This window comes from Mycolicibacterium neoaurum (assembly GCF_036946495.1).
Lineage (GTDB): Bacteria > Actinomycetota > Actinomycetes > Mycobacteriales > Mycobacteriaceae > Mycobacterium > Mycobacterium neoaurum_B.
In genome coordinates this window covers 3,332,637-3,349,292 of sequence record NZ_JAQIIX010000002.1, presented here as the reverse complement: position 1 = coordinate 3,349,292, position 16,656 = coordinate 3,332,637, and the positions used below count along the sequence as shown (strand labels likewise).

The following is a 16,656-nucleotide window of genomic DNA, read 5'->3' as shown; positions in this document are numbered from 1 at the left end:
CTGACCCGATGCGCGCAGTGCTGATGACGGGGCTGCTGGCCACCGCCCTTACCCTCGCACCGGTCGCCAAGGCAGAACCCGTGGAGACACCGGACCGGCCGTTGACCGCATTCGACACCTCTGATCCGGCGATCGGCAATCTGGACCCGGCACTGCGCACGGCCGTACAGAACGCCACCACGGCGGCCGCAACCCAAGGCGTCAGCGTGACCGTCAACTCGGGCTGGCGCAGCCCGCAGTTCCAGCGCCAACTTCTCGAAGACGCCATCGTCACCTACGGCAGTTTCGAGCTCGCCCGCCAGTACGTCCAATTACCCGAGCAATCCCGGCACGTCGTCGGGACGGCGGTCGATATCGGTGGGCCCGACGCCGCGCAGTGGATGATCGCCAACGGACCGCGTTTCGGGTTGTGCCAGATCTACGCCAACGAGACATGGCATTTCGAGCTGGCGGCCGACGCCAACGGCATCTGTCCACCAATGCTGCCCAACGCTGCCGGCTGAACGTCGCTGCCCGCCAACACGATCGCCGTGACCGGCGTTCATCGAACGGTCATCCGGACGAGGCGAATCGGCCGTCGACTGTTGTCAGGCGCGGCCACCGGGCTCCGGACAGATGGCTAGGCTGGTATCCCGTGCGTGCCGTGCTGATCGTCAACCCGAATGCGACCTCGACGACCCCGGCGGGTCGTGATCTGCTGGCTCACGCACTGGAGAGCCGCGTGGATCTGACCGTGATCCACACCGACCATCGTGGTCACGCCGTCGAGATCGGCGCGCAGGCGGCCAAGGACGGCACCGATGTGCTGATCGTGCACGGCGGAGACGGCACCGTGAACGAAGTGGTCAACGGCGTATTGCAGGCGGGCGGAACCGGTGAACACACCCCGGCGGTCGGGGTGGTGCCCGGCGGTTCGGCAAACGTCTTCGCACGGTCACTGGGCATCAGCCCCGACCCGATCGAGGCCACCAATCAGCTGGTCGACCTGCTCGGTGAGCGTCGTCGAGGCATGCCGTGGCGGCGTATCGGCTTGATGGACTGCGGTGAGCGCTGGGGCGTGTTCACCGCGGGCATGGGGGTCGACGGTGACGTCGTGGCGGCCGTGGAGGCCCAACGCGCCCGCGGGCGCAAGGTGACCGCCTCGCGTTACATCAGGGTCGCCATCCGGGAGATGCTGGCCAGCGCGCGCCGGGAGCCCCAACTGACGCTGGAACTGCCGGACCGGGAGCCGCAGACCGGAGTGCATTTCGCGTTCGTGTCCAACTCCAGTCCCTGGACCTACGCCAACACCCGACCGGTGTGGACGAACCCGGACACCACCTTCGACACCGGCCTCGGAGTGTTCGCCATCACCAGCATGAGCATCTGGCGCAATCTGGGCTTGGTACGCCGGATGCTGTCGTCGACGCCCGATATCACCGCCGGCCATCTGGTGCGCGATGACGACCTGCCGTGGCTGCGAGTGAGCAGTGACACACCGGTGGCCTGTCAGATAGACGGCGATTACATCGGTTTACGTCAGGCGATGACTTTTACCTCCGTGCCGAACGCCATCGGGGTCGTCGCCCCTGCCGCGTGATCCGGCCTACACCGCCGTGACCTGCTAGTTTGCTGTGAGCAGCAGATATTTAGAGCGCAAGTGGACCCAGTGTAGTACAAACGGATGAGTGGACCGGTAACCCGGTAGCGCAGTGACATTGCCCACGTGTTAACGCAGTTCTATTGACATCTGTTCAGCCTGTGAAAGCATCGGATGCAACAGTGCAGAAACATTTCATGTGCACCCGTTAACAGCCGAAAAAAAGCTAGTGCGTCGTTGTGCGCACAGGCGAAAAACTGACTAGGAGTTGGAAGCTATGGATTGGCGTCACAAGGCGGTCTGTCGCGACGAGGATCCGGAACTGTTCTTCCCCGTGGGGAACAGTGGCCCGGCCCTCGCCCAGATCGCTGATGCGAAGCTCGTCTGCAACCGTTGCCCGGTGACCACCGAGTGCCTGAGCTGGGCGCTGGAGTCCGGCCAGGACGCCGGCGTCTGGGGCGGGATGAGCGAGGACGAGCGTCGCGCCCTCAAGCGTCGCAACGCGCGGACGAAGGCCCGCAGCAGCGTCTAGCCAGAACTGACAACGACTGCGGCCCCGACGAATTGTCGGGGCCGCAGTCGTTTCCGGCCCAAAGGCTGTGTGCCTCATCACAATAGGCTGCAATACCGGAAGCTCGACGGTACTCAGATCGGCATCCGCCGGTGCCTACCGATGGGCACCCGCAGCACCACATCGGTGCCACCGCTGGCGACATCGTGCATCCCCAGTGAGCCGTCGAGTTCGGCAGAGACCAGGGTGCGCACGATCTGCAGGCCGAGCCGGTCGGACTTCTCCAGGCTGAAACCTTCGGGCAGGCCACGGCCGTCGTCGTGGACCACCACGTCGAGCCAGCGCGCGGACCGTTCGGCGCGGATGGTGACGGAACCCTTGGACACGTCGCCGTCGAAGGCGTGTTCCAACGCGTTCTGCACCAGTTCGGTGATCACCATGATCAGCGCGGTCGCCCGGTCGGCATCCAGTACGCCCAGATCGCCCTCGCGGGTGATTCGGATCGGGGTGTCCACGGAGGCGACATCGTTCATGATCGGCACGATCCGGTCGACCACCTCGTCGAGGTTGACCTCCTCGTCGACCGACATCGACAACGCGTCGTGCACCAGCGCGATCGAGGACACCCGTCGCACCGACTCGATGAGGGCCTCCCGGCCCTCGGCGTTGTTGGTGCGCCGAGCCTGCAACCGCAGCAGCGCCGCGACGGTCTGCAGGTTGTTCTTCACCCGGTGGTGGATCTCGCGGATGGTGGCATCCTTGGACAGCAGGGCCCGGTCCCGGCGCTTGATCTCGGTGACATCGCGGATGAGCACCGCGGCCCCGGCGGGCTCCCCACTGGCGAGCAACGGGATGGTGCGCAGCAGCACCGCAGCGCCACCGGCGTCCAGCTCCATCCGGGTGCTGGCTCCGCCCGCCACCGAGATGCGCAGATGGTTGGCCAGTTCCTGAGCCTCGAACGGGTCAGACATCAGCGGCCTGGTCACTCCGATGAGGTTGTGCCCCTCCAACTCGGCGTTCAGACCCATCCGGTGATAGGCCGAGAGCGCATTGGGGCTGGCAAAGGTGACATCACCGTTGACGTCCAGACGGATGAAGCCGTCACCGACGCGAGGGCTGGACCGCGACATCGCGGCATCGCCGACATTGGGGAAGGTGCCCTCGCTGAGCATCCGGACCAGGTCCCGAGCGCAGTCCAGATAGGCGCGTTCCAGCGGGCTGGTCGTGCGCCGGTCGGCAAGGGCGGTCTGATGGGTCAGCACCGCGACCACCCGGTCACCGTGGCGAACCGGCACCGCCTCGACGTTCAGCCACTGGCCGTCCCTGGTTTCGGGCCGCCCGACATCGCTTTCCCGGCCAATCGCCCCCGAAGAGAAGGCCGCGCCCACCACCGGCATGTCGGTGGCGCTGGACAGGGTTCCCACCGCGTCGGCGAACAGGACCGTCGGAGCGGTGTTCGGGCGGACCTGAGCAACACAGACCAGGACGTTGTCGTCGCTGCGTACCCACATCAGGTAGTCGGCGAAGGACAGATCGGCCAGCAGCTGCCACTCCCCCACCACGGCGTGCAGGTGGTCGACGGCATTGCCCGGCAGGACGGTGTGCTCGGCGAGCAGATCACCGAGGGTGGACATGAGCCGGGTCGCCTTCGGGGCTAGCTGATCACCGCGATGAGGTCGCCGGCCTGGATGACATCACCGACGGAAACGCTCACCTCGGTGATGGTGCCCGCGACCTCGGCGAGCACCGGGATCTCCATCTTCATGGACTCCAGCAGCACGAGAGTGTCGCCCGCTTCGATCTGGTCGCCCTTTTTCACCACGACCTCCAGCACACTGGCCACGATCTCGGCGCGAACATCCTCGGCCATCTTCACCCCACTCATCTGCGCTTCTGGCCGGCTATCTTCGGCCCACCGGCCTATATCGAACCACAACCCCGGAGGCACCCACGAACACCAGGTGGACAAAAGCACTCCCACGGGCATGAGACACTGGTAGCCAGTATTCGTCTGACCCGGAGGTTCCATCATGGCCAAGCGTGGCCGCAAGAAGCGCGATCGTAAGCACTCGAAGGCCAATCACGGCCGTCGTCCCAACGCCTGAGCGCTCTGCCGCTGACAGCGACGCTGGGAAGCAAACCGCCCGAGCTCCTCGTAGGAGCCCGGGCGGTTTATGTTTGACGGCCTGTCGGGCAGTCAGCCACGCACGATGGTGGTGCGGCTGATCTCCAGGCGAAGCCTGGCACGCAGACTCTCCGGGGCCTTCTCACCACTGCATTTGGTGGCGATCAGGGTTTTCACCCGCTCCTCGATGCCGTACTGACGCAGGCAGGTCGGGCATTCCTCCAGATGCTGGCGGAGCTTGTCGCGGGTCTCGACGGTGCACTCGCCGTCGAGCAGGGTCCATACCTCGGCGATGACCGCGGCACACTCGGGGTGGTCGGGATCGACCGGGCCGATCGGTGGAACCCAGCGTTCCTCGTCATGGGTGTCGCTCATGAAGAGACCTCCTCCGGCTCGTCCTGTTGCTGACCTCGTAGGAAGCCACGGTCGCGGGCCACGTCGGACAGCAGCTCGCGTAATTGTTTCCTGCCGCGGTGCAGTCGCGACATCACCGTGCCGATCGGCGTGTCCATGATCTCCGCGATCTCCTTGTACGGGAAACCCTCGACATCGGCGTAGTACACGGCCATCCGGAATTCCTCGGGCAGTGCCTGCAGGGCGGCCTTGATCTCGGTGTCCGGGAGCGCTTCGAGCGCTTCGACCTCAGCCGAACGCAGACCCGTCGATGAGTGCTCGGCGTTGGAGGCCAACTGCCAGTCGGTGATCTCGTCGGTCGGGTACTCCGCGGGCTGCCGCTGCTTCTTGCGGTAGCTGTTGATGTAGGTGTTGGTCAGGATGCGGTACAGCCACGCCTTGAGGTTGGTGCCCGCGCGGAAGGAGCGGAAGCCGGCGTAGGCCTTGACCATCGTCTCCTGCAGTAGGTCCTCGGCATCGGCCGGATTGCGCGTCATCCGCAGTGCGCCGCCGTAGAGCTGGTCGAGCAGCGGGATGGCATCGCGTTCGAAGCGTGCGGTGAGTTCGGCGTCGGTTTCTTCGGCCGGCGCGGCGGCCATATCGTCGATATCGGTCATTGCGGGAGACACCGTCCCTTCTGTCGCGGCGCCACCGAACCACTCCAGTGCGACCACCGGACGTTCAAGGCAGGCCGTTGGCACCAAAATCCCCTATCTGACGATCCTAAAGGCAATGACCGACACAACCTGGCTCGGGCCGCATCAACTCCAACAACACGAGGTCGCGGCCCGCTCATTCCCGGCAGGCCCGGCCAGGTGTGATGACAGCCAGGTCACGACGGCCGGTCACGACGGCTGGTCACGACGGCTGGTCACAACGGCTAGGGTCGGTCGGGTGGCACGCGCAGCTACCCCCGCCATCGGGGTCCTGGTCGAGGACGGCGTCGCTCACGAGATCCTGCGATACCAGCACGATCCGCGCGCCGAGTCCTTCGGTGACGAGGCGGTCGCCGCGCTGGCCGCCGCGCACGGGCTGGCCCCGGAACAAATCTTCAAGACACTGGTGCTCGCGGTGCCCGGCGGTCTGGCGGTCGCCGTGCTGCCGGTTCCCGCCAAACTGTCACTCAAGGCGGCCGCGGCCGCACTGGGTACACCGAAGGCCGCGATGGCCGAGAAGGCCGCCGCCGAGCGGTCCACCGGGTACGTCCTTGGTGGGATCTCACCGTTGGGGCAGCGCAAGGCACTGCCGACCGTGGTGGACTGCTCGGCGCTGCAGTGGGATCGGGTGCTGTGCAGTGCGGGTAAACGCGGATGGGATGTCGCGCTCGATCCAGCCGATCTGGTGCGGCTCACCGGTGCGGTCACCGCCGACATCCTGGCGCCGTGATCCTGGGGCCATGATGGAGTCATGACCGACACCATCACCAACGCGACCGAGCACAATCGCTTCGAGATCCGCCACGGGCAGGATCTGGCCGGTTTCGCCGAGTACCGCGATCATGGCAGGCAGCGGATCTTCCATCACACCGAGATCTTCGAGCAGTACGGCGGAAAAGGTTTGGGCAGCAAGCTGATTCGCGGTGCGCTGACCGACACCGTCGCCGCGGGCATGCGCATCGTGCCGGTCTGCTCTTTCGTGGCGAAATTCCTGGACACCCACGACGATTTCGCCGGCTCCGTCGACGAGGTGACCCCGGAGATCCTCGCACTGCTCGACTGACCGGATAAGTGGCCGGAGATCGTGGCCACCCCGTCGCCGCCCGCGACGGCTAGGGTGACGACGTGTCCCTCTGGTCAGCAGGACGGTATGAGGCCGTCGCACAACAGATTTCTGCCATCGCCACCCGCGTCGTGGACACCGCGGGCCGGTTGCACCCGCTACCCGATGCGGACGTCGTCGACCTGGCCTGCGGTACCGGCAGCGCCGCACTGTCCGCGGCGGCAGCGGGCGCGGCCGTGACGGGCGTGGACCTGACCCCGGAACTGCTGGCCATCGCCGCGGGTAAACCGGGTGGCGACGCGGTGCGATGGGTGGCCGCCGATGCCGCCGCCACCGGCCTGCCCGACGCGTCGTTCGACATCGCGGTGTCGAACATGGGCACCATCTTCGTCGAGCCGGTGGCCATGATGACCGAAGTGGCCCGGCTGCTGCGACCGGGCGGGGTGTTCGTCTTCTCCACCTGGGTGCGCGATGCCGAGAACCCGTTCTACGACCCGATCGTCGAGGTTCTCGGCCCCCGCCCGGCCGGCGCCCACAGCCCGGATCAGTGGGGCGATCCCGAGGTGGCCACCGCACGCCTGTCCACCGATTTCACCGGTGTCACCATCGAACGCGGTGCGCATCCGTGGACGTTCGACTCGGCAGCGCACGCCGTGCAGTTCGTCACCGACGAGTCCCCCATGCACGTCGACATCCTGTCCCGCCTCGACCAACCGACGAGGGACCGACTCGTCGCGGCGTTCCGGGCGGCACTGCAGGCCCGCACCGCCGAAGACGGGACAGTCGGTTTCGAGGCGTCCTACGCGGTGATCGCCGCGGTCCGTCACTCCGCCTGATACAGGATCCCGCGTCCGATCGCCTCCCGGATCTCCGGCAGCGCGGCATCGGCCAGCGCATCGGCGGCCACCCCGTGGTGCGCGGCCAGCAGTTCGATGAGCGTGCCGAGCGGCACCTCGCCGCGACACCCGGCCAGCAGCGCGGTGAGCACATCGTCGACGCCGATCACCGCACCCGGTCCGCCCGGCCGGCGTACCGCGGCGCCGATCTGCTGCCAACCTTCGGGCCCCGGCAGCGAATGCTGTTCCAGCAGCACCGGTGCGGTCGACAGCTTGGCGGCGAGCAGGGCGTCGTCGCCGGTATCGCGCAGATAGGCCCGGCGGGCGAGGAAGGCCGCCACCTCGGGACCGGTCGGGGCCTCATCGGCGCCGGTGATCTCCTCGAGGATCTGTTCGGGCTGCTCACCGCCGGCCGGGCGGCGCACCGTGATCAGCCCCATGCCGATGGCCCGGACACCCTCCTGGGCGAACCAGTCCAACCACTGGCCGCCACGGACCGCGGCAACCTCGGGCGGCTCGCCGGCGTCGGCCAACCACAGCGAGACATAGCTGACCGGGTCGGCCAGCTCCCGCTGCACCACCCAGGCGTGTAGCCCGGTGCCGGCCAGCCAGCCTGCCACCCGCTCGCGCCAGTCCTGTTCACCGACGATCCAGTTGGCCATAATCTGGGCCGTGCCGCCGGGTTCGAGGTGGTCGGGCAACTGTTCGATCAGGTTGCGGCACAGCTGGTCTCCGGCCATCCCGGAATCGCGGTAGGTGTAATCACTGGCGCCCGACCCGATGACGAACGGCGGATTGGACACGATGAGGTCGAACCGTTCACCGGCCACCGGCTCGAACAGGTCGCCCAGGCGCATATCCCAGTTCATGCCGTTGAGTCGCGCGGTGGCCGCCGCCAACATCAGCGCCCGCTCGTTGGTGTCGGTGGCGACGATATCGGCGCAGTGCGCGTTCAGGTGCAGTGCCTGGATGCCGCACCCGGTGCCCAGATCCAGCGCGCGGCGTACCGGGGTGCGAATGGTCGCACGGGCCAACGACATCGACGCCCCGCCGATGCCGAGCACGTGATCACGACGCAAGCCTCCGGCACGCAGGGCGGCGTCCTGATCCGAAACCACCAGGTGATCGCGATCGCCGTCACTGTGCGGACGGATGTCCAGCGCCGCACGCCAACCCCCGGGACCCTCCGGCTCCAGCACCCCGGCCTCGACCAACGCGTCCAGCGGCACCGACGGAAACGCCCGCTGTAATCGATCGCGGGGTTCGGACGCACCGAGCAGGAACAAGCGGATCAACACCGACAACCGGTCCTCGCCGGTGGCGCGCAGCGCCGGCCACCAGATGCCGCGGCCCAGCGCATCGTTGGCCTCGGGTCCCAGCAGTGCGGCGACACCATCGACGGTGAACCCGGCGGACCGCAGATCGGCGCCGAGAGCGTCGAGGAGCGGCGGTGTGAGCGTCAAAACAGGCCCTCATCGTGCTTGGCGGGCTCGATGAGCTCGGGACCGTTGTTGCGCACGCTGTTGACCAGTCGCGATACCTCGCGGATCTCGATGCGGTCCAGGTCGCCGTGCCCGCGCAGCAGACCCTCGTCGATCGGTGCGTCGGGGTCCAGCCAGCGGTCCCAGTCGGCGGCACTGATGGTCAGCGGCATGCGGTCGTGGATATCGGCCAGCTGGGCCGCCGATTCGGTCGTGATGATGGTGCAGCTGAGCAGCGGTGGGCTGTCCCGGTCGGCGTCCTTGGGCCGCCAGGTGGACCACAAGCCGGCCATGAAGAGCGGCTCACCGTCGGCGGCGTACATGTAGTACGGGGTCTTGGCAGGCTTCTTGGCACCCTCGACGGTGCCCGGCTTCCACTCATACCAGCCGTCCATCGGGATCAGACAGCGCTTGGACTTGGCCGAGCCCCGGAACGCCGGAGAGGTGGTCACCGTCTCGGCGCGGGCGTTGATCAGCAGCGGTCCCTTCTTCAGGTCGGGGCCACCGTCTTCACCGGTCTTCGACCAGGGCGGGATCAGGCCCCAGCGCATCGAGCGGATCCGCCTGCTCGACTCGTCGGGTTCGCCCTGGGTCGACGACGCGTGATCGTGGCGTTTAACCACGGAGCTTATGGTCGTGGTGGGAGCCACGTTGTAGTTCGGTCCGCCCTGGCCTTCGGACGTCGCGGTCGTTTCGTCCAAGGCCTTGATTTTCTCGGCCAACAACGCCGGGTCGGTGGTCACCGCAAATCGCCCACACATACCAGGCAGGATAGAGGCCGTGAGCAACTGGCCGGCACCGACGACCACCACCCCCGTGAACGCCACCGTCGAGGTGCCGGGGTCCAAATCCTTGACCAACCGCGCGTTGGTGCTGGCCGCGCTGGCAGGAGCGTCGACCATCGACGGCGCGCTGCGCAGCCGCGATACCGACCTGATGATCGACGCCCTGCGCGCCCTGGGCGTACGGGTCGGCGGCGCGGGCACCGAACTGACCGTCGAGGGCGTCGTGGCGCCGGCCGCGGACACCCGCATCGATTGCGGGCTGGCAGGCACGGTCCTGCGTTTCCTACCGGCGGTCGCCGCCCAGGGCGGTGAGACCGTCATCTTCGACGGTGACGAACAGGCCAGGGCGCGCCCGATCGCGCCGCTGCTGGATGCGCTGCGCAGTCTCGGTGTCGACATCGAGGGCGAGGGATTGCCATTCCGCGTGCGCGGGCACGGCGCGGTGTCCGGTGGCGAGGTCCGCATCGACGCGTCGGCGTCCTCCCAGTTCGTCTCGGGTCTGCTGTTGTCCGGCGCGGGTTTCACCGACGGACTGACCGTGGTGCACACCGGCGACTCGGTGCCCTCGGCCCCGCACATCTCGATGACGGTATCGATGCTGCGCAGCGCCGGGGTGAGCGTCGACGACAGCGTCGCCAATCGGTGGCGCGTCGAACCGGGCACGGTGGCGGCCAGGGACTGGGTGATCGAGCCCGACCTGTCGAACTCCGTGCCGTTCCTGGCCGCCGCGGCCGTCACCGCGGGCACCGTGCGGATCAACCGCTGGCCTGCGGCGAGCATCCAGCCGGCCGGCGATATCCTCGACCTGCTGTTGCGGGTGAATGTGACTGCCGTACAGCATGATTCCTATCTGGAAGCGCGCGGCGCCGCGCAATTCGCCGGTATCGACATCGACCTGCACGATATCGGCGAACTGGCCCCCTCGGTGGCCGCGCTGGCGACCCTGGCCACGCCCGGATCGGTGTCCACACTGCGCGGCATTGCGCATCTGCGCGGGCACGAGACCGACCGGCTGGCGGCACTGCGCACCGAGATCACCAACCTGGGCGGCGACTGCACCGAGACCGAGGACGGCCTGCAGATCACCGCGACGCCGCTGCACGGCGGGGTGTGGCGGTCCTATGCCGATCACCGGATGGCCACCGCGGGCGCGATCATCGGGTTGCGGGTGCCGGGGGTCGAGGTCGAGGACATCGCCACCACGGCCAAGACCCTGCCCGACTTCCCGGGGATGTGGGCGGCGATGTTGGGTCAGATGTGAAATCACGCGAGTACGACGAGTCCGATGTCCGGGTCCGCCCGGGCAAGGGTTCGCGTCCGCGCACCAAGACCCGTCCCGAACACGCCGATGCCGAGGACGCCATGGTCGTCACCGTCGACCGCGGGCGGTGGGGTTGCGCGCTCGGCGGGGACCCGCACCGCAACGTCACCGCGATGCGGGCCCGCGAACTCGGCCGGACCCCGATCGTCGTCGGCGACGAGGTCGGCATCGTCGGTGACGTGTCCGGGCGGCCGGACACACTGGCCCGCATCATCCGTCGCGCCGAACGGCGAACGGTGTTGCGGCGCACGGCCGATGACACCGACCCGACCGAGCGGGTGGTGGTGGCCAACGCCGATCAGCTGTTGATCGTGGTGGCGCTGGCCGATCCGCCGCCGCGCACCGGGTTCGTCGAACGCGCCCTGATCGCGGCGTACACCGGCGGACTGTCACCGATCCTCTGCCTGACCAAATCCGACCTTGCCGATGCCGAACCGTTCGCCGCGCAATTCGCCGATCTGGATCTGCAGGTGGTGACGGCGGGTCGGGATGATCCGCTGGACGTGGTGGCGCCACTGCTGGCGGGCAAGGTGACGGTGCTGCTCGGGCATTCCGGGGTCGGCAAGTCGACACTGGTGAATCGTCTTGTGCCGGAGGCGGAACGGGCAACCGGGTCGGTGACCGGAGTCGGCAAGGGCCGACACACATCCACCCAGTCGGTTGCCCTGCCCCTGCGGGAATCGGGATGGGTGATCGATACACCGGGCATCCGGTCGTTCGGGCTGGCCCATGTCCAAGCCGACGACGTCGTCCAGGCTTTCTCGGATCTGGCTGCCGCCGTGGACGATTGCCCCCGCGGCTGCGGCCACCTCGGGCCGCCGGCCGACCCCGAGTGTGCACTGGACGCGCTGACCGGTCCGGCGGCGGCGCGGGTGGCCGCGGCGCGACGGCTGCTGGTCACCCTGAGCGAAGCGGGTTACTGACTACCGCGAGCGCGTGTGAATGCAGAACCGCGAGCGGCGTGTCTGGGTGCAGACACGCACGCTCGCGGTTGTGTACCTGAGCCTCAGGCGGCGGCTTTGTGCTTACGCCACCCACCGCCGCGGACCGCGGCGATCGCCGACTTCAGACCACGACGCTTGCCGGTGGCCGGATCGACGCCACCGAAGCCTTCGAGTTCCTCGAACATCCGCTCGCTGCGGGTCTCCGGCGCGTTGTCCCGGGTGTCCTTGAGGTACTTGTCCGGCAGCGACAGCTTGGCGATGGTGCGCCAGGCCTTGCCGTACTGCACCAGGAACGGCCCGGTGGTGTAGGGCAGGTCGTACTTCTCGCACAACGCCCGCACCTTGATCGAGATGTCGTAGTAGCGGTTACTCGGCAGATCGGGGAACAGGTGATGTTCGATCTGGTGGCACAGGTTGCCGCTCATGAAGCGCAACACCGGGCCGTTGTCGAAGTTGGCGCTGCCCAACATCTGCCGCAGGTACCACTGGCCACGGGTCTCGCCCACCATATCGGTCTTGGTGAACTTCTCCGCGCCGTCGGGGAAATGCCCGCAGAAGATGACCGCGTTGGCCCACACGTTGCGGATGATGTTGGCCACGAAGTTGGCTCGCATCGTCGACTTGTAGGTCGCACCGGGTGACAACGAGGTCAGCGCCGGCCACAGCACGTAGTCCTTGGCGATCTGATGACCGGCCTTGACGCCGAATTCCTTCATCCGGACCACGGTTGCCGCGCGGTCGTCGCGCCCCTTGAAGATCTTGCCGATCTCCAAGTGCTGCAGGCCGACTCCCCATTCGAACAACGACATCAACGCCGTGTTGAACAGCAGGTTGAAGACGTTCATCGGCTTCCACCTGGCATCCCTGGTGACGCGGATGAGGCCGTAGCCCACATCGTCGTCCATACCCAGGATGTTGGTGTACTTGTGATGCATGAAGTTGTGGGTGAATCGCCAGTGCTTGGACGCCCCACCCATGTCCCACTCCCACGAGGAAGAGTGAATCTCGGGATCGTTCATCCAGTCCCACTGGCCGTGCATGACGTTGTGGCCGATCTCCATGTTCTCGATGATCTTGGCCACGCCAAGGGTGGATGCCCCCGCCCACCAGAAGAATCGCTTGGAGCTGGCCGCCAACAGCAGTCGGCCGGTGAGATCCAGGCCCCGCTGGAAGGCGATGGTCCGGCGGATGTAGCGGGCGTCGTCGGCGCCACGCGAGTCTTCGATGTCCTGACGGATCGCGTCCAGTTCTGCACCCAGCGCTTCGATATCCGCCTCGGTGAGATGTGCGAATTCCGGCACGTCGGTTACTGCCATATTGTTCGGCCCTCCTTCCGGTTACTACGGTAGCGTAACCTACGGCACCGTAGGTTACTAGTCAGTAAAAGCTATGCGGCCAAAAAGCTATGCATCCAACGTGCAGTCGCCCGATGCCGCGGAGACGCAGGTCTGCACCCGCGAGCCCGGCTCGTGCTCGACGCCGGTGCGCAGATCTCGGACATGCCCTTCGACCAGCCCGACGACACAGGACTGACAGATACCCATCCGACATCCGAACGGCATCTGGATGCCCGCGCCTTCGCCGGCCTCCATCAGCGAGGTCGCGGCATCCGCGGCCACCGTCTTCCCACTGCGCTCGAAGGTGACCGTTCCACCGGTGCCGTGCGGCGCCGCACGCGACACGGCGAACCGCTCCAGGTGCAGGTCACCGGCGATACCGGCCTCGGTCCACACCCGCTCGGCATCATCGAGCATGGCCTCCGGCCCGCACGCCCACGCCTGCCGGTCGCGCCAATCCGGCACCACCTCGTCGAGGCGGGACAGGTCGAGCCGGCCCTGGGTCCGGGTGGCGCGCAACTGCATCCGGTAACCCGGATGGGCATCGTGGAGCTCCTTGAGCTCACCGGCGAACATGACATCGGCCTCGGTGGGAGCCGAGTGCACGTGCACGATGTCGGTGATCTGATCGTGGCGGACCAGTGTGCGCAGCATCGACATGACCGGGGTGATACCCGACCCCGCCGTCAGGAACAGCACCTTGGCCGGGGCCGGATCCGGCATGACGAAATTGCCCTGCGGGGCGGCCAGCCGCACGATGGTGCCCGGCGCGACGCCGCCGACCAGGTGCGTCGACAGGAAGCCCTCGGGCATCGCCTTGACCGTGATGGTGATGGTGCGCGGACCGCGCGAGCCGACGCCCGCCTGCCGGTCGCCGCGCACGGGAGCCGAGGTCAACGAATAGGACCGCCACCGCCAGCGACCGTCGACCAGCAGGCCGATGCCGATGTACTGCCCCGGCGCGTAGTCGAAGGAGAAACCCCAACCGGGCTTGATGACCAGCGTCGCCGAATCCACCGTCTCGCGGCGCACCTCGACAACCCGGCCGCGGAGCTCGCGGGCCGACCACAGCGGGTTGGCCAGCTTCAGGTAGTCATCGGGCAACAGCGGCGTGGTGATGCGGCCTGCGATGGTCCGCAGGGCATGCCAGCCACGATGCCGGTCCGCGCCGGCGATCGTCGGGCGGACGGTGTCGGCCACTTTGGCCGAGACCTTGATTTCGTTCTTGGCCACTGCCTGTAGCTCCTCACGTGCGCGGCTAACCTACGGTACCGTAAGTTACGCGCCCGTACAGAACTTTGCAGACCAGAAAACCGTCTGCCGGAGCGATCTACGTCACAACAGCTCGAGCAGGAATGGCAACTCCTGCGGCGCGTACCAGGCGAGGTCGTGATCCTGGGCATCGCCGACGGCCAACTCCGCATCCTCGTCGCCGAGATCGGCCTCGTCGATCACCTCGATGGCCCTGAGCACCGCGGGCTCGGCCCCGGAGTTGTCCACATACGCTGCGACGATGTCGTCGATCGCGACCGGACCGGCCAGTCTGACCACGGCATCGTCGAGATCGGGCCGGACCGTCACACCCTCCACATCGGCGACCAGTACCGCCCGACGCGGCGACGCGGCGGGCTCGCCCTGCTCACCGGCCAGCAACCGAAGCGACGCCAAGGCGGCATCGGCGAGGGCAACCTCGGCCAACTCCTCGTCGTCACCCTCGGAATAGGCCTCGCGCAGCGTCGGCGTGACCGCGAACGCGGTGCCGCTACGGGCATGGATCAGCCGGTCGGCGACCAGTTGGGTCAGCATCGGCAGGGTCGCCGGAATGTAGACACGCACCCGCCGAGACTAACGCTCGGCGTCACCGTCCGACGCCGCCGTCTCGGCCTGCTTCTCCGACTCGGCCGGTTCCTCCCCGGCATCGGGATCCTTCTGGACGGCGAGGACGAAATCGTCACCGTGCTGGGTCACCCCGGCGATCACCGCGGAGTGCACCGCTTCGACCGCGTACTGGCGGCGCACCATCAGAGGATCCTGGCGCAGATCCTTCACCAAAGCGGCAGCCAGCCCGATCATCACCACCACGAACGGCAACGCCGCGACGATGGTGATCGACTGCAGCCCGTTGAGCGCGTCCGACCCACCGGCCAACAGCATCACCGCCGCGACCGCGCCGGTCGCGACACCCCAGAAGATCACTGTCTTACGGCTCGGCTCGATGGTGCCGCGTTCGGACAGCGATCCCATCACGATGGACGCGGCATCGGCACCGGAGACGAAGAAGATCGCCACCAGCACCATGACCACCACGCCGGCGATCCCGGCGAACGGGTAATCGCTGAGCAGCCCGAACAACTGCGCCTCCTGGCTGCCCTCCCCGGCAAGGTCGTTACCTGCGCGCTGGGCGTCGATCGCGGCGCCACCGAAGATGCAGAACCACACCAGCGACACCAGGCTGGGGACGAGCAGGACACCGGTGACGAACTGCCGGATGGTGCGGCCCCGTGAGATCCGCGCGATGAACATCCCGACGAACGGGGTCCAGGAGATCCACCACGCCCAGTAGAAGATCGTCCACGAACCGAGCCAGGCGTCGGTCTCGGCGCCCTCGGCTCCGGTCCGTGCGGCCATCATCGCCAGATCCTGGAAATAGCTGCCGATCGAGGTGGGGATCAGATTCAGGATGAAGATCGTCGGCCCGACGATGAACACGAACAGGGCGAGCACCAGCGCCAGCACCATGTTGATGTTGGACAACCACTGGATGCCGCGCGCCACACCGGACACCGCCGAGAGCACGAACGCACAGGTCAGGATCGCGATGATGCCGATCAGGATGGCATTGCCGGTCTCGCCGATACCCGCCACGATCTGCAGACCGCTACGAATCTGCAGCGCGCCCAGACCGAGCGAGGCGGCCGATCCGAACAGCGTCGCGAAGATCGCGAGCATGTCGATGACCTTGCCCAGTCCGCCGTTGGCCCGGTCCCCGATCAACGGTTCGAACGCCGCGCTGATCAGTTGGAAGCGGCCCTTGCGGTAGACCCCGTAGGCGATCGCCAGACCCACGACGGCGTAGATGGCCCAGGGGTGCAGGGTCCAGTGGAACAGCGTGGTGGCCATCGCGTGCTGGACGGCCTCCGCATTGCCTTCGGGACCTGTTCCCGGCGGCGGGGTCACCAGGTGCGACAGCGGTTCGGCGACGCCGAAGAACATCAGGCCGATACCCATGCCGGCGCTGAACATCATCGCCACCCAGGACACCGTGCGGAACTCGGGCTCCTCGTCGTCGCGGCCCAGCGGGATGTTGCCGAACCGGCCGACCGCGATCCAGAGCACGAAGATGACGAAGCCGGAGGCGGTCAGGGTGAACAGCCACCCGGCATTGTGCAGAACCCATCCCAGCGCACCACCGGAAGCCTCCGACAAACCAGCGGTATCGATGAATCCCCATGCCAGGAACGCAACCGCGATGACGGCGGTGACCCCGAAAACGATCCAATCGAGGCTGCGCTTGTTGGTCAGGGCGTCCTCGTCGATCGGGACGTCGAGGACCGGGTGGGGTATCACATCGGACTTGGCGAGTTTCGTATCGTGGCTATCGGTATCAGGCATGGTTGAACCATCA

At 67.1% G+C, this 16,656-nt stretch carries 19 protein-coding genes; 9 read left to right on the top strand and 10 right to left on the bottom strand.

Translation table 11 applies throughout. The features are described 5' to 3' along the window. Positions 1–8: 8 nt before the first annotated feature. From PGN27_RS21510 to whiB1, 3 genes are all read left to right on the top strand, one after another. Positions 9–503, top strand: coding sequence for a M15 family metallopeptidase (locus PGN27_RS21510; RefSeq protein WP_335327927.1), 495 nt, complete (start codon positions 9–11; stop codon positions 501–503). A gap of 131 nt (positions 504–634) precedes the next feature. Then, entirely contained in the window at positions 635–1,579 is a 945-nt protein-coding gene (locus PGN27_RS21505; protein WP_335327926.1) for a diacylglycerol/lipid kinase family protein, read from the top strand. Between the two features lie 277 nt (positions 1,580–1,856). Further along, positions 1,857–2,111, top strand: coding sequence for a transcriptional regulator WhiB1 (whiB1, locus tag PGN27_RS21500; protein WP_019514677.1), 255 nt, complete (start codon positions 1,857–1,859; stop codon positions 2,109–2,111). A 113-nt stretch (positions 2,112–2,224) separates the two neighbouring features. On the opposite strand, the gene PGN27_RS21495 is transcribed toward whiB1, so the two are convergent. Together PGN27_RS21495 and PGN27_RS21490 are read right to left on the bottom strand one after the other, a co-directional pair. Then, a complete protein-coding gene (locus PGN27_RS21495) occupies positions 2,225–3,724 on the bottom strand; it encodes a two-component system sensor histidine kinase PdtaS (RefSeq protein ID WP_335327925.1) in 1,500 nt (499 codons plus the stop codon). Positions 3,725–3,744: 20 nt separating this feature from the next. Beyond that, positions 3,745–3,960: a biotin/lipoyl-binding carrier protein gene (locus tag PGN27_RS21490; protein WP_335328815.1), complete on the bottom strand. Its 216-nt coding sequence runs from the start codon at positions 3,958–3,960 to the stop codon at positions 3,745–3,747. 160 nt (positions 3,961–4,120) lie between these two features. On the opposite strand from PGN27_RS21490, the gene PGN27_RS25755 reads away from it, so the two are divergent. Further along, positions 4,121–4,195: a 50S ribosomal protein bL37 gene (locus PGN27_RS25755; protein WP_085976028.1), complete on the top strand. Its 75-nt coding sequence runs from the start codon at positions 4,121–4,123 to the stop codon at positions 4,193–4,195. Positions 4,196–4,287: 92 nt separating this feature from the next. Here PGN27_RS25755 and rsrA read toward each other — a convergent pair whose 3' ends face one another. Then, complete coding sequence (gene rsrA, locus PGN27_RS21485; RefSeq protein WP_030134869.1) at positions 4,288–4,590, bottom strand: mycothiol system anti-sigma-R factor; 303 nt, start codon at positions 4,588–4,590, stop codon at positions 4,288–4,290. Continuing rightward, on the bottom strand, positions 4,587–5,225 hold the full coding sequence (locus tag PGN27_RS21480) for a sigma-70 family RNA polymerase sigma factor (protein ID WP_030134868.1): 639 nt from the start codon (positions 5,223–5,225) through the stop codon (positions 4,587–4,589). The genes rsrA and PGN27_RS21480 overlap by 4 nt, the downstream gene beginning before the upstream one ends. Before the next feature lie 277 nt (positions 5,226–5,502). Between PGN27_RS21480 and PGN27_RS21475 the strand changes: the two genes are divergently transcribed. The 3 genes from PGN27_RS21475 to PGN27_RS21465 all read left to right on the top strand — a co-directional run bounded on the left by PGN27_RS21475 (position 5,503) and on the right by PGN27_RS21465 (position 7,163). Next, positions 5,503–5,994: a YbaK/EbsC family protein gene (locus PGN27_RS21475; protein ID WP_335327924.1), complete on the top strand. Its 492-nt coding sequence runs from the start codon at positions 5,503–5,505 to the stop codon at positions 5,992–5,994. 21 nt (positions 5,995–6,015) lie between these two features. Then, positions 6,016–6,327 (top strand): GNAT family N-acetyltransferase, encoded by a 312-nt coding sequence (locus tag PGN27_RS21470; protein WP_335327923.1) that lies wholly within the window; start codon positions 6,016–6,018, stop codon positions 6,325–6,327. Positions 6,328–6,389: 62 nt separating this feature from the next. Next, positions 6,390–7,163 (top strand): methyltransferase domain-containing protein, encoded by a 774-nt coding sequence (locus PGN27_RS21465; protein ID WP_335327922.1) that lies wholly within the window; start codon positions 6,390–6,392, stop codon positions 7,161–7,163. Here PGN27_RS21465 and PGN27_RS21460 read toward each other — a convergent pair. Continuing rightward, positions 7,151–8,626 (bottom strand): DUF7782 domain-containing protein, encoded by a 1,476-nt coding sequence (locus tag PGN27_RS21460; protein ID WP_335327921.1) that lies wholly within the window; start codon positions 8,624–8,626, stop codon positions 7,151–7,153. The genes PGN27_RS21465 and PGN27_RS21460 overlap by 13 nt on opposite strands. Continuing rightward, positions 8,623–9,405, bottom strand: coding sequence for an SOS response-associated peptidase (locus tag PGN27_RS21455; protein ID WP_335327920.1), 783 nt, complete (start codon positions 9,403–9,405; stop codon positions 8,623–8,625). Before PGN27_RS21455 ends, PGN27_RS21460 begins: the two co-directional genes overlap by 4 nt. A 10-nt stretch (positions 9,406–9,415) precedes the next feature. On the opposite strand from PGN27_RS21455, the gene aroA reads away from it, so the two are divergent. Continuing rightward, on the top strand, positions 9,416–10,690 hold the full coding sequence (aroA, locus tag PGN27_RS21450; RefSeq protein WP_335328814.1) for a 3-phosphoshikimate 1-carboxyvinyltransferase: 1,275 nt from the start codon (positions 9,416–9,418) through the stop codon (positions 10,688–10,690). Then, positions 10,687–11,673: a ribosome small subunit-dependent GTPase A gene (gene rsgA, locus PGN27_RS21445; protein ID WP_335327919.1), complete on the top strand. Its 987-nt coding sequence runs from the start codon at positions 10,687–10,689 to the stop codon at positions 11,671–11,673. Before aroA ends, rsgA begins: the two co-directional genes overlap by 4 nt. Before the next feature lie 83 nt (positions 11,674–11,756). Here rsgA and PGN27_RS21440 read toward each other — a convergent pair whose 3' ends face one another. The 4 genes from PGN27_RS21440 to PGN27_RS21425 form a co-directional block, all read right to left on the bottom strand. Beyond that, entirely contained in the window at positions 11,757–13,010 is a 1,254-nt protein-coding gene (locus PGN27_RS21440; protein ID WP_335327918.1) for a fatty acid desaturase family protein, read from the bottom strand. Positions 13,011–13,097: 87 nt separating this feature from the next. Beyond that, the gene (locus tag PGN27_RS21435; RefSeq protein ID WP_335327917.1) at positions 13,098–14,264 is read right to left on the bottom strand and encodes a ferredoxin reductase; all 1,167 of its coding nucleotides are present in this window, start codon (positions 14,262–14,264) and stop codon (positions 13,098–13,100) included. Positions 14,265–14,366: 102 nt separating this feature from the next. Next, entirely contained in the window at positions 14,367–14,867 is a 501-nt protein-coding gene (locus PGN27_RS21430) for a DUF6912 family protein (protein ID WP_335327916.1), read from the bottom strand. A gap of 9 nt (positions 14,868–14,876) precedes the next feature. After that, positions 14,877–16,643, bottom strand: a complete 1,767-nt coding sequence (locus PGN27_RS21425; protein ID WP_335327915.1) for a BCCT family transporter — start codon at positions 16,641–16,643, stop codon at positions 14,877–14,879. Between the last annotated feature and the right edge of the window lie 13 nt (positions 16,644–16,656).